The organism is Sphingomonas sp. KC8, from assembly GCF_002151445.1.
Classification (GTDB): domain Bacteria; phylum Pseudomonadota; class Alphaproteobacteria; order Sphingomonadales; family Sphingomonadaceae; genus Sphingomonas_E.
On the sequence record NZ_CP016306.1, the window covers coordinates 1,861,997 to 1,874,661 of the forward strand.

The 12,665-nt window shown below is 64.1% G+C and carries 15 protein-coding genes; 1 reads left to right on the forward strand and 14 read right to left on the reverse strand.

The window, feature by feature from the left end; genetic code table 11:
* Nucleotides 1-4: 4 nt before the first annotated feature.
* From KC8_RS08770 to KC8_RS08830, 13 genes are all read right to left on the reverse strand, one after another.
* Nucleotides 5-994, reverse strand: coding sequence for an NADP-dependent oxidoreductase (locus tag KC8_RS08770; protein WP_010127021.1), 990 nt, complete (start codon nt 992-994; stop codon nt 5-7).
* 58 nt (nt 995-1,052) lie between these two features.
* Nucleotides 1,053-1,784 carry a DNA repair protein RecO gene (gene recO, locus KC8_RS08775; protein ID WP_010127020.1) on the reverse strand — a complete coding sequence of 244 codons (732 nt, stop codon included), beginning with the start codon at nt 1,782-1,784 and terminating at the stop codon, nt 1,053-1,055.
* Nucleotides 1,785-1,794: 10 nt separating this feature from the next.
* Nucleotides 1,795-3,720: an excinuclease ABC subunit UvrC gene (gene uvrC / locus KC8_RS08780; protein WP_010127019.1), complete on the reverse strand. Its 1,926-nt coding sequence runs from the start codon at nt 3,718-3,720 to the stop codon at nt 1,795-1,797.
* Between the two features lie 46 nt (nt 3,721-3,766).
* The gene (locus KC8_RS08785; RefSeq protein ID WP_010127018.1) at nt 3,767-4,060 is read right to left on the reverse strand and encodes a hypothetical protein; all 294 of its coding nucleotides are present in this window, start codon (nt 4,058-4,060) and stop codon (nt 3,767-3,769) included.
* Nucleotides 4,061-4,136: 76 nt separating this feature from the next.
* Nucleotides 4,137-4,751 (reverse strand): F0F1 ATP synthase subunit B family protein, encoded by a 615-nt coding sequence (locus tag KC8_RS08790; protein ID WP_029624751.1) that lies wholly within the window; start codon nt 4,749-4,751, stop codon nt 4,137-4,139.
* 13 nt (nt 4,752-4,764) lie between these two features.
* Nucleotides 4,765-5,259, reverse strand: coding sequence for a F0F1 ATP synthase subunit B family protein (locus KC8_RS08795; RefSeq protein ID WP_010127015.1), 495 nt, complete (start codon nt 5,257-5,259; stop codon nt 4,765-4,767).
* 57 nt (nt 5,260-5,316) lie between these two features.
* Nucleotides 5,317-5,544, reverse strand: coding sequence for a F0F1 ATP synthase subunit C (locus tag KC8_RS08800; RefSeq protein ID WP_010127014.1), 228 nt, complete (start codon nt 5,542-5,544; stop codon nt 5,317-5,319).
* 43 nt (nt 5,545-5,587) lie between these two features.
* On the reverse strand, nt 5,588-6,376 hold the full coding sequence (locus tag KC8_RS08805; protein ID WP_010127013.1) for a F0F1 ATP synthase subunit A: 789 nt from the start codon (nt 6,374-6,376) through the stop codon (nt 5,588-5,590).
* Nucleotides 6,377-6,410: 34 nt separating this feature from the next.
* The gene (locus KC8_RS08810) at nt 6,411-6,731 is read right to left on the reverse strand and encodes an AtpZ/AtpI family protein (RefSeq protein ID WP_010127012.1); all 321 of its coding nucleotides are present in this window, start codon (nt 6,729-6,731) and stop codon (nt 6,411-6,413) included.
* 115 nt (nt 6,732-6,846) lie between these two features.
* Complete coding sequence (locus tag KC8_RS08815; protein WP_010127010.1) at nt 6,847-7,236, reverse strand: YdbL family protein; 390 nt, start codon at nt 7,234-7,236, stop codon at nt 6,847-6,849.
* The gene (locus KC8_RS08820) at nt 7,233-7,421 is read right to left on the reverse strand and encodes a YnbE family lipoprotein (RefSeq protein WP_029624750.1); all 189 of its coding nucleotides are present in this window, start codon (nt 7,419-7,421) and stop codon (nt 7,233-7,235) included. The genes KC8_RS08815 and KC8_RS08820 overlap by 4 nt, the downstream gene beginning before the upstream one ends.
* Nucleotides 7,422-7,468: 47 nt before the next feature.
* The gene (locus KC8_RS08825) at nt 7,469-9,283 is read right to left on the reverse strand and encodes a YdbH domain-containing protein (RefSeq protein ID WP_083831286.1); all 1,815 of its coding nucleotides are present in this window, start codon (nt 9,281-9,283) and stop codon (nt 7,469-7,471) included.
* Nucleotides 9,247-10,470, reverse strand: coding sequence for an intermembrane phospholipid transport protein YdbH family protein (locus KC8_RS08830; RefSeq protein WP_138956744.1), 1,224 nt, complete (start codon nt 10,468-10,470; stop codon nt 9,247-9,249). Before KC8_RS08830 ends, KC8_RS08825 begins: the two co-directional genes overlap by 37 nt.
* Before the next feature lie 131 nt (nt 10,471-10,601).
* On the opposite strand from KC8_RS08830, the gene radC reads away from it, so the two are divergent.
* Complete coding sequence (gene radC / locus KC8_RS08835) at nt 10,602-11,312, forward strand: RadC family protein (protein WP_010127008.1); 711 nt, start codon at nt 10,602-10,604, stop codon at nt 11,310-11,312.
* Between the two features lie 23 nt (nt 11,313-11,335).
* Here the strand turns inward: radC and hslU are convergent, their stop codons facing one another.
* Nucleotides 11,336-12,634 (reverse strand): ATP-dependent protease ATPase subunit HslU, encoded by a 1,299-nt coding sequence (gene hslU, locus KC8_RS08840; RefSeq protein WP_010127007.1) that lies wholly within the window; start codon nt 12,632-12,634, stop codon nt 11,336-11,338.
* Between the last annotated feature and the right edge of the window lie 31 nt (nt 12,635-12,665).

Genomic DNA, 12,665 nt, shown 5'->3' on the forward strand with positions numbered 1-12,665 from the left:
GGCGCTACAGCCGCACCAGCATCTTGCCGGTGTTGCCACCGCTGAACAGCGCACGAAACGCATCGGGCGTTGCGGCCAGCCCGTCATGTACGGTTTCGAGGCTGCGAATCTTCCCTGCGGCCATCCAGGCCCCCATTTCGGCTTGGAACTCGGCCATCCGATCAGCGAAATCGAAGACGATGAACCCGCGCAACCGCACTCGCGCGGCAATGATCCGCATCAGATAGCGCAGGGCTACCGGATCCGACGAATTATAACCGTCGATCATCCCGCACATGGCGAACCGGGCATTATCGCGCGCCACGGCCAGCGCCGCATCCAGATGATCGCTGCCCACATTGTCGAAATAGACGTCGATTCCCTGAGGCGCGGCCGCGTGGAGCTTGGCCACCAACGAGCCTTCGGCCTTGTAATCAATCGCCGCATCCGCGCCCAATTCGCGGACCAGCGCACATTTTTCCGGTCCACCGGCCGATCCGACGACCGTCATTCCCTTGAGCTTGGCGATCTGCACCACCGCAGAGCCGACCGCCCCGGCCGCGGCCGACACGAACACCGTCTCGCCCGCCTTGGCCTCGCCCACCGCAAGCAGGCCGAAATAAGCCGTCATCCCCGGCATGCCGAGAGGACCGAGAAACCATTGATCGGGGGCGCCATTGGCCGGCAATTTGGTGAACTCTCTGGCCGGCCCAACCGCTTCGTCGCGCCAGCCAAGCATGTGGAGCACGCGATCGCCAGGGGCAAAGCCCGCCGCGCGTGATTCCACCACCACGCCCACGGCACCACCCGCCAGCGGTTCACCCAGCGCGAACGGCGGGACATAGCTTTTCACGTCATACATCCGCCCGCGCATGTACGGATCAACCGAAAGCCAGCTGTTGCGTACACGCACGTCGCCTTCGGCCAGCGGGGCGGCGGGCATTTCGACCAGCGCGAAATGTTCTGCGCCCGGCACACCCACGGGCCGCGATTTCAGGGTCCAGGCCTTGGCCACGACAATCCTCCTTATGATTTCCGGCAAAGGATAACGCGGCGGATGATTGACGTAAACGTCAACTAAGTCGTTTGATCCGATCGATCAGCCGCCCGCGCGCCGCCAGCACGCCAGCACGCCGATCGGTCAGCACGTCGCGCGCAAGGAAATGGCCGGTAAGGCGGAACGCAGCGAGGATATCGGCCCAGTCCCCGGCCACCCCGCCCCCGATCAAAAAGCCGGGCAAAGGCAGCAGGCGATCGCGATACCCCTCCCCCGCCGCTGCGCTGACCGCCCGGCCGCTCTTCGGGCTGACATAGGTGAGATCGTCACTCGCGTCGGTGACAGCGCAGGCTGACAGATCGAGACCAAATCCCATGTGCGCCAGCATCATCAGTTCGTAGCGGGCCAGCGCCGCCGCCCAGCCGCGCGCCGACGGCGCCGCGTCAATCGCGCTGAGCAAACCATCCAGCGCCACGTACAATTCGGGAAAGGGCTGACCTTCGGGCAAGGTGATCGCGGTCAACGCGGTCGCCCAGTCGACCGCTGCGGCCGCAAGCGGTTCCCCCATCAGCCCCGCACGGCTCTCAACCAGTTCCACCGTCAGCGCCGCCAGTTGCGCATCGCTGCGCGAACGATAATCGGCCTGGACGATATTGCCCGGCAGCAGCACCGGGCGCAGTCGCCGCGATCGCCCGCCGCGTACATAGCCGGGCTGCAACCCGTCGTCCGGGGTCAGCAGCCGTGCCACCACGCCATGTTCGCCGTGGATGAGGACGGAACAGACGATTGCGGTGGCGGCGATATGCATGATCCCGACATCATCCGCGCGGGTGATAGAAATCGTGGATCGCGCGCGCCATCGCTTTCGACACGCCGGGCGCGCGCTCCAGATCCTCCAGCGCCGCGCTTCGCACCGCCTTGGCCGTGCCGAAATGCATCAGCAGTGCTTTCTTGCGCGCCGGGCCGATGCCGGGCACCTCGTCCAGCGGGCTGGCGGTGAACGCCTTGGCACGCTTCGCCCGGTGCGCGCCGATCGCGAAGCGATGCGCCTCGTCGCGAATGCGCTGGAGGTAAAACAGCGTCGGCGAATTGAGCGGCAGCACCGATTCACGACCATCGGGCAGATGGAAATGCTCGCGCCCGGCATTGCGATCCGGTCCCTTGGAAATGCCGACGACGGGCACATCCTGCACGCCCATATCCTCCAGCACCCGGCACACCGCCGAAACCTGCCCCTTGCCGCCATCGATCAGCAGCAGATCGGGCCATTCGCCACTGCTGCGATCGGGATCTTCCTGTTCCAGCCGGGCGAAGCGCCGTTCCAGCACCTCGCGCATCATCGCGAAATCGTCGCCGGCGGTCGTCTCAGCCCGTTTGATGTTGAACTTGCGATACTGGTTCTTGCGAAACCCTTCCGGCCCCGCGACGATCATCCCGCCCACCATATTGGTGCCCATGATGTGGCTGTTGTCATAGACTTCGATCCGGTTGGGCGGGCCTTCCAGTTCGAACAGATCAGCGATTTCCTGAAAGATGCGTCCCTGCGTGGTGGCTTCCGCCAGCCGCCGGTCGACCGCCTCCTCGGCATTGCGCCGCGCCTGATCCATCAGCTTGCGTTGTTCACCGCGCTGCGGAACCTTCAGCACCACCTTGCGCCCGGCGCGCTCGGACAGCGCGTCTTCGATCAACGCAGCATCTTCGGCCAGCGGCCGATCGATCAGCACCAGCCGCGCCGGAGGCACGTCTTCGTAAAACTGCATCAGGAAGCTTTGCAGCACCTCGGCTTCGGGCACGTCAGCGGTGTGCGCGGGGAAGAAGCTGCGGTGGCCCCAATTCGCCCCGCCGCGAATGAAGAAAGCCTGCACGCCCGTAAGCCCCGACCGACTGGCGAGCGCGAACACATCCGCATCGCCAATCCCTTCGGCATTGATCGCCTGGGCCGACTGAATGAAGGTCAAGGCACGCAGGCGATCACGGTAAACCGCCGCCAGTTCATAATCCATCGCCTCGGCCGCGACCGTCATCGCCTCGCCCAGCTTCTGCTGCACCTGGGTCGATTTGCCGGCGAGGAACGCCTTGGCATCCTCCACCAGCTCGGCATAGGCATCCGGTGCGATCCGATCGACGCACGGCGCCGAGCAGCGCTTGATCTGGTACAACAGGCAGGGCCGATCGCGGTTGGCGAAGAAACTGTCGGTGCAGCTACGCAGCAGGAACAGTTTCTGCAGGGCGTTCAATGTTCGCGTTACCGAACCGGCGCTGGCGAACGGGCCATAATAGCGCCCCTTGGCCCGCCGTGCGCCGCGATGCTTCTGGATACGCGCAAAGGCGTGATCCTCGCGCAGCAGGATGAAGGGGAAACTTTTGTCGTCGCGCAGCAGCACATTATAAGGCGGCCGATAGCTCTTGATCAGCTGCGCTTCGAGCAGCAGCGCTTCCGTCTCGGTATTCGTCGTGACGATCGTCATCGACCGCGTCTGCGACACCATGCGTTGCAAGCGGCGGGGCAGGCGCGTGACCTGCGTGTAATTGGCCACCCGATTGCGCAGCGCGCGCGCCTTGCCGACATACAGCACATCGCCCCGCGCATCCTGCATCCGGTAGACACCAGGCCGCAGCGGCAGCGTGTTCAGCACGTTGCGGATCGCCGCCACTCCGGCGTCCAGATCGGGCATACCCGATCCGCGCACGGTGTCGGCGGATTTTTCCTCGTTGAAGCGGTCGATGGATGGGGTGTCGTTCACCAGCCGGATTTAGGATGCACACCCGGTCCGCGCCAGCCCGGACTGTTCAGGCTGAATGAATTGGCGGCCGCGCGAAACTGTCGAGGCCGAACGGCGTGCCGGCAAAACCGCATACCAGCGGCAATGCCAGCGCGAGCAACATGCGGCTGACGCCGGGCAACCCAACGTCCGCCAGCAGACCATCGCGGTGCCACAAAGCCGGGCAGACGACGGCGGCGGAAAAGACCATTCCGAGAAGCAGGTTGCGCGGTGGGTACAACCCCAATGCGGGGCCTTGCGTAGCCGCGATCGCAGCCCCGGCAACCATCAACAACGTCCAAAGCCACGCGACATATTTCATGCCCGTGGCTTCTAGACTGGTTTCACTAAGATGAGGTTAGGGCGAGCACCGTTTCCGGCGTCGGCGCCCTATCCTTTCAGTTCAGGCGCGTCGTGCCGAGGCCGGTGATGACCGTATCGACGAGCGCCTTGTCAGCCCCCGCGTCATGGCCCTGGGCGATCAGCGCACCAGCGGCAGCAGCGGCGGCCGATGCAGCCTTGGCGCGAACTTCGGCAACAGCGCTGCGTTCGGCGGCGGCGATCTTGTCTTCGGCCATCTTGGCGCGGCGTTCGATCAGCGAGGACGCGTCGGACTTGGCCTTGGCAACGATGCCATCCGCTTCTTCACGGGCATGGGCCAGCATCGCTTCGGCTTCGTTGGCGGCGGCCGCAGCCTTGCGCTCATATTCGGCCTTCAGCGCTTCGGCTTCGGCACGGAGCTTGGCTGCTTCGTCCAGTTGAACGCGGATCGACGCGATCTTCTTGTCCAGCGCCGCGCCAATCATGGCCGGCACCTTCTTCCAGATCATCAGGCCGATGACGACGATCATCGCCAGCGCCACCCAGCCGGTCGCATCGATGCCCAGCCCGGTCGGGTTGGCATGATGTTCGGCCGGCGCGCCTTCATGGGCGATCACACTGGCGTTGCCAGCCAGCTCAGCGGCGTGGTGAAGATTGTCCGCCACGAGTTCGGAACCAGCGTCGAGCGCCATCGTCTGTGCTTCCTCAGCCATTTGCCAGTGCCGCCTTCACGGCGCCGACGGCCTGATCGCGGCTGACGGCCACGCCGGAAACCTTAGAGACGATTTCCTGCGCGGCTTCTGCCGCGACATCTTCGATGCCGGCGAGAGCCTGCGCCTGCGACGCGGCGATGCGGGCATCCGCCTCGGCCGTTTTCGTCGCGAGTTCGGCGTCGACCGCCTTCACTCGGGCTTCCGCTTCAAGCGCGGATGCGGCCTTGGCCTCCTGCGTCGCTTTCTGCGCGGATGCGCGGGCGGCGTCGATCTTGGCGCGATAGGTCGCTTCGGTTTCGTCGGCGAGCGCGTGGGCGCGTTCGGCGGCGGCGATATCGTCGGCGATCTTGCGGTCGCGGGATTCCACGGTCGCCTCGATCTTCGGCAGCATCGCTTTGCCGATCCCGAAGTAGATCAGGCCGAAAACGATAAGGAGCCAAAAGATCTGGGACGCATAGGTCTCAACGATCTGGGCGATCTGAGGCATGGGAAATCCCGCTCGAAAATTTGGAGGGGCCGGACGAATCCGGCCCCGGACAGTCTGTTAGGCGACGAACAGCAGGATCATCGCAACGACGAACGCCAGCAGGCCGAGAAGTTCGGCAGCGGCGAAGCCGATGAAGAGGCGGCCCTGCTGGCCATCGGCTGCGGCCGGGTTGCGCAGCGCGCTCTCGAGGAACGAACCGAACACGTTGCCCACGCCGAGTGCGGCGAGACCCACGCCAATGGCGGCCAGACCAGCACCGATCAGCTTCGCGGCTTCTGCGTCCATGATAAACTCCCTTGTCGAAATCGTTGAAAGGTTAAGTGAAAACTCAGTGCAGATTGATCGCGTCGTTCAGATAGAGCGACGTGAGCAACGCAAAGACATAAGCCTGGATGGCGCACACCAGCAGTTCGAGCAGGGTGATACCGACCATCAGGACGAAGCTGGGGATCGAAACGATTGCCACCGTCACCGCACCGGCATTCATGCCGTTGATCACGAAGCCCGCAAGCACCTTCATCAGGATGTGCCCGGCCGTCATCGCCACGAACAGTCGCAAACCAAGCGAGAACGGACGGATGAGGAACGAGAACAGTTCGATCAGGAAGATCAGCGGAACCATCGGCACGGGCGTTCCGTGCGGAATGAACAGCGAGAAGAAGTGCAGGCCGTGCTTGGCGAAGCCGACGACCAGAACGATCGAGAAGCTGAGGATCGCCAGTACACCGGTCACGGTGAGATGGCTCGTCACCGTGAAGGCGTGGAGGCCGGGAACGATACCCAGCGGCAGCATGCCGACGAGGTTGGCAACGAGAATGAACATGAACAGCGAGAAGACATAAGGCGTGAACGCCTTGCCCTTCGGGCCGATATTGGCGTGCATCATGTTGGTGATGAAGCCGCTGAAGCCTTCCACCGCCGCCTGCCAGCGACCGGGAACGAGTTCGCGCTTCATGCCGCCAAGCATGAACAGCCAGATGAGGCCCAACGTCACCACCATGAACAGGGCGGAGTTCGTAAAGGCGATATTATAGCCCGCAATTTCCCAGGTCCGACCGAACAGAGGTTCGATCATGAACTGGTGCATCGGATCGATCTTGCCGCCTTCTGCCGCCACCGCTTGGCCCCTGCTTATGCGCCAAGCGCCCGAATCACTCCGGGCGCTCGTTGGAGATTCGTACAATATTCCTGAAGGCGACGCCGATCCCAAGGAACAGCAACACCAGCAGTAGCCACGGCGCGGTACCAAGCCAGCGGTCCAGGACCCATCCGACCAGCGCCCCCACAACAGGCCCCGCAATCAGTTCCGCCAGCACGCGATTCCCTTGGGAATAGCCCTTACCGGGCTTCGCCTGCTTGGTTGCGGTTCTGATCCGCTCCGCTTCCGCTGCGGCATTCAATCGCTGTTGGAGCGATGTCAGCCGCGCATCTTCGGCGCTTTTCGGATCCTGCCCGGGTTCGTTCTCCGACATCCTGTCCCTCTCACCATGGGGCGTGCGACAGCGATGCCGACGAGCAACCCCGCCAAGGCGAGGCCCCTTTAGGAAGGGGGGGGGATCAAGTCAACCGCGAGGGTGGTGTTCCCGTTCAACCGCAATTCGCTGGCAACGCGATCGGGCTGGAATCCTTCACCCGCCAGACGCCATCGGGTAGCAGATAGGCCTGCCCGGTGCGCACGCGGCCCCGCAGCGTCTGGCAACCGATGGTGGCCGCCCATTCGCGCAGGGCCACGCCATGCTTGGCCGCCTGATCGGTATAGGCGGCGCGCCGCTTGATATTGAGCGCTTCCACCGCCGCGCGGACATCCCCGCTGACGGGCTTGGCAACGCCCAGATAGCCATCGGCCTGTTCGCCCACCTGCCCGGCCGCGATCGCCGCGGTCAGCGCAGGATCGCCCGCCTGCGCCCAAGCATAGCCGCTTGCGCCTATCGCCAGCGCGACGGCAACGCCGAGAATCGACTTCGAATATCGTGTCATTGCGGGAACAACTCCGGGTTTTCGGTGATGAATTCCTGCGCATCGCGTTGCAGGCGCACCACCACTTCCTGTTTCACGTTCACGTTCAGATTGATTTCGATCGGCCTGTCGGGCGCCTTGACCTGGATGCACCCGCCCGCAAGCAGCAGCGCGCCGCCGCAGATAATCAAGCGCATTCCCGTCATCGACACCCTCATGCTTCGTTTCCGTTCAGCCGCCTCTATCACGAATTTCATCGCTTACCCTCGCTTTCATGGGGCTGAACAGGCGGTTCACCGTCCTTGGTCCGCTGATTGCGAATCAGCCCGGTCGGATCGACGAACGTAGTCGCCGTGCTCACCAGCCCGCGGAATGGCGCGCGCACGACGATGTTGAACTTGAACGGCAGGCCCGTAAGCTCCTTCGCCATGCCATCGAGCTTATTTCCGCCCAGCGGCTGTTCGTTGACACCGGCAAATACGATCTGGCTGACGATTTCACCGTCCAAATTGCCGTTCAGTTCGATCGCCAGATTGTCGTAGCGAATCGCCTTCAGCGCATCGAACGCCATCTTGCCGTAGGTGCCGAGATCTTCGTTGCTGAGTTCACCGACATAAGCGAGCGTGCCGCCGCCTTGCCGCACCACCAGCCGGCCATTTTCAATCCGCCCGCCCTGATCGTCGAACACGATCGGCAGGGTGCCATCGAATGTGCCGGTTCCCGCGATATTGTCGAATTCGAATCGCTGGATGAACAATGCCGCATCCAACCCCGCGACGCGAAACGTCATGTGCCGGGCGACCGGCTGCACGAAATCGAGCGTCGTCGGCTCCATGAACAGTTCGCCACCCGAAAATGGCCAGCGCCCGCCTTCGATTCGCACCTGCTGGCCTGGCAACAATTGGTAACGGACGACACCTTCCGTCACCGCGACGCCCGGATTCACCTCGGCCAGCCGTACCTCCTGCCCCGGCGGCGTTTCCAGCCCCAGCAGATCGGAAAAATGGATCTCGCCGCTCAACCCCGCGACCGGGCCAAAGGCAGCCGCCAGGTTCAGCGAATCGGTGCGGAAGGTGCCGCCACTGGTGACACCGGCATCGGCCCAGTCGATTCGCCCCTGCCCGCGCACGGAACCTTCGACATTGGCAACGACGCCCAGCGTAAGCCGCGTCAGCTTTTCAGGCTGGAGTGCCCGGCCGAAGGTGATTCCCGGCACGTCAAGCAATGCCCGGCCGGCTGCCCGGCCAAGATCATGATCGATCACAAGATCGGCAACCGACACGCCGGTCGACGGCTCGCGCAACTGCCCGGTGGTGTGGATCTTGCCATCGATCAATGTCAGCCGCACACTATCCGCCTGCAGCGGATTGAAGCGCGGATCGACAGCATCATCGGCCACCCGCAGAGTGGCATCGAGCGTGAGATCCCCCTTGGCCAGCCGCCAGCCGCCCTGCCCTTCGGACAATAATAGCGGCACAGCCGCGATCTTACCCGCGGCACCATCAAACTGGCCGGCCACCCCCTTTGAATCGATACGCCCCGCGATTCGGGCCAGATCGAGCCGGCTGACCGAATCGCCCTGCCCCAGCCGCACCGCGACCGCATTGGCGGTAAAACCGGGGGTGCCAACGTCGAACCGAAAACTTTGGCTTACCATCGTCAACGGCGATCCGCTCAGATGCCCGGCAAGCTTTAGCCCTGCGATCGCCGCACCGCCGGCAACGGCACCACCGTCCGTTTTCACGAGAAGCGCCCGGCCCGTCGGGCATAGCGGCAATCGTGCCGGGGCGAGCACAAGCCCGGCCACCGCCAGCGATTCGAAGGCCAGCGTTGCGCAACGCGGATTGAGCGCAAATCCGCCATCCTTGTCGATCCGCGCCGCAACCGGCAGCGAAAGGCCCCGCACCGCCCCGTCACCCAACGGCCCGTCAATCGTGGCGGCGGTATCGATCGCATAGCCGGCGTTCGTTGCGACCAGTTGGACCGGAGCCAGCGCGAGGCGCGCTCCCCCCGCCGCATATGGCGCGATCGTCAGCCGCCCCTCACCCACTCCATTGGCGATCGCCATCCGTCCGCTGATCGCGGGCAGCCCCCACCGCCAAGGCGCAACTCGCCATCCGCACTGACGCCGCGATCAGGCGACCAGCCAATCCCACGCCCGCCACCAAAGGTGAAACGCGCGCCCGATGCGGCCCCCGTCAAGGTCACGTCGCTCAGACTGATCTGAGTGCTTTGCCCGTAACGCGCCGCCAGCTTGGCCGTACCGTCCACATCTGTCGCCGAACGCAGCAGAGCCGCAATGAGCGGCGGAGCAAGCGGTGCCGCCGGGGTTCCGGCCAAAGCCGCACCCGCGCCGCGCAACGCTTCGCGCAGATCGCTTGACGCGGCCGCTTCGACAAAATCGATCCCGCCATCCATCCGCCCTTCGCCTTTGGCGACATCTGCGGCGAGCGTGCCCGCAAACTGCCACCGCTTCGCCGTCAGCGAAGCCAACCGGCCGGTATCCGCAAGCAACGACACATCGCCGTCGACCCGGCCTAGATCGCCCGCAATGCGGAGCTTGGTTTTGCCCTCCAGCCCCATCATTGCGGCTGCATCGCCACATTGGAAATGGTTCAACCGGATCGGCCCCTCGATCCGAGTCGCATCCTTTCCAGTGGCCACATCAACCGGGACGAGCAGCCCGACCGCGCCGCACCCCATACTCGCCAGCCGTGGCGCATGGAGCAGCATCCGCCCACGAAAATCGCGCGCCAGATTGCCCTTGCCATTGATGGTGACGCCGATCCGCCCCGCCGCCGTCGCAAGACCCAGCCGCGCATCGCGCAGATCAACTTTCAGATCGGGCAGCGCGAACGGCGCGCCTGTCGGCGCGGGCAGCAGCTTGTCGACGTTACCCAACCGCAACGCGCCATCGACCAGCTTGCCATGCAGACGCACACCGCTGGCGACGATCGCGGCCACTTCTGGCCCGTTGAAGCCCCAGGACAGATGCAACTCGGCCCAGTCCGCCGTGAAATCGGGAGATGCAGGATCGCCGATGACGATATTTTCCAGCCGTTGCGTCCGCGGACCGATCCCCGCGATGCGGTAGGTTGCCGGTACGCCGCGGGCGGCCAGTTCCTTATCGACGAAATGCGCGGCGATCGGCCGCCGTTCAATCCACAGGACCGATAACAGGATAACCGGAATCGCGACGGGAACCGCCAGCCATCTCAGCCGCCTGCGCGAAGGTGTCGTTTGGTCAGCCGTCATCCCGACAACGTCTAGCGCGTTGCCATCGTCTGCGGCGAGATCATTTTGGATTGCGGATCCTTTCACTTCCCCCCGCGCGGCTGCGCGGCCCATCCTCAACGTCTTCAATGCGATATTGTTGCGCAGCCGGGATGAGCCATGCACAACATCATGCGATGAGCGATGCCGATCCAGGAACCGATGCCAGCGGCCACCGCGCCCGCCTGCGCGAACGCCTGACCGAGGGGCCGGAGGCGCTGCTCGACCATGAACTGATCGAATATCTCCTGATGCTCGCCATTCCGCGCCGGGAAACCAAGACGATCGCGCGGCGGCTGATCGCCGAGTTCGGCGGGATCGGCGGCGTATTGGGCGCGGATGCGCGCGCGCTGGCCCGTCAGGGTGGCTTGAGCGATACGGCGGTCGCCGCGATCAAGATCGCCGAGGCTGCGGCGCTGCGCCTGCTGCGATCCCGCGTCACCGGCCGGCCGGTGCTGGCCAGCTGGCAGGCAGTGCTTGATTATCTGCGCGCGGACATGGCTCACCGCACCATCGAACGGGTGCGCGTGCTCCACCTCAACAGCAAGAATATGCTGATTCGCGATGAACTAGCGTCCGAAGGATCGATCGACCAGGCCGCCGTCTATGTGCGCGAAATCATCCGCAGCGCGCTGGATATGGGATCAGCTTCGCTGATTCTTGTGCACAACCATCCATCAGGCGATCCGCAACCCAGCCGGCAGGATATCGCGCTGACCCGCGATCTGGTGAATGCGGCCAAGCCCCTGGGCATCGCCATCCACGACCATGTGATCATCGCCGGCGGCGGCCATGCCAGCCTGCGGGCGATGGGACTGATGTAACCCACCGCCCGCAAAGCTGGCCGTTAGAGAACAAACTTGCTGAGATCGGTGTTGCGCGCAATCGCGCTCAACTGGCTTTCGACATAGGCGGCATCCACGTCGAGCGTGCTGCCCTGGCGGTTTTCCGCGTCGAAGCTGACGTCTTCCAGCAGCTTTTCCATCACCGTCGACAGCCGGCGGGCACCGATATTTTCGACCTGGCCGTTCACTTCGGCGGCAATCCGCGCGATCGCGGCGATGCCATCTTCGGTGAAATTGACCTCCACCCCTTCGGTGCCGATCAGCGCGCGATATTGTTCGGTGAGGCTGGCCTGTGTTGCCGACAGGATGCGCACGAAATCGGCCTCGGTCAGCGCCTTCAGTTCCACCCGGATCGGCAGGCGGCCCTGCAATTCGGGCAGCAGATCGCTGGGTTTGGCCACATGGAACGCCCCCGATGCGATGAACAGGATATGGTCGGTCTTCATCGGCCCATATTTGGTGGCGATCGTCGTCCCTTCGATCAACGGCAACAGATCTCGCTGCACGCCTTCGCGGCTGACCGAACCACCACGCACGTCGGACACGGCAATCTTGTCGATTTCGTCGAGAAAGACGATGCCATTGGCTTCGGCATCGGCCAGCGCGACCCGGCTCACTTCATCCTGATCGAGCCGCTTGTCGGCTTCTTCATCGACCAGCTTGGCCCATGCCGCACGCACCGGCAGCTTGCGCCGCTTGGCGCGGTTGCCGCCCAGCTTGCCCATCATATCCGACAGGTTGATCATGCCGACCTGCCCGCCCATGCCCGGAATCTCGAACGGCGCGCCGCCCGAATCCTCCAGATCGACCTCGACCTCCTTGTCGTCGAGATGGCCGTCGGTGAAGCGCTGGCGGAACGCGGTGCGCGTCGCTTCGCTGGCATCCTTGCCGACCAGCGCATCGAGCAGCCGGCCCATCGCCGCATCTTCGGCCTTGTCCTTCACCGCGTTGCGGCGGCGTTCCTTTTCCAGCCGCACCGCTTCCTCGACCAGATCGCGGGCGATTTGCTCCACATCGCGACCGACATAGCCGACCTCGGTGAACTTGGTCGCTTCCACCTTCACGAACGGCGCATCGGCGAGCTTGGCCAGACGACGGCTGATCTCGGTCTTGCCGCAGCCCGTGGGGCCGATCATCAGGATATTCTTGGGCGTGACTTCTTCACGCAGGCCTTCGGGCAGGCGCTGCCGGCGCCAGCGGTTGCGCAGGGCGACGGCCACCGCGCGCTTGGCGTCCTGCTGGCCGACGATATGCGCATCGAGGGCGGCGACGATGGCCTTGGGGGTAAGCGCGTCGTTCATTCTGTCTCTTCTCAAACAATGATATGAAAAG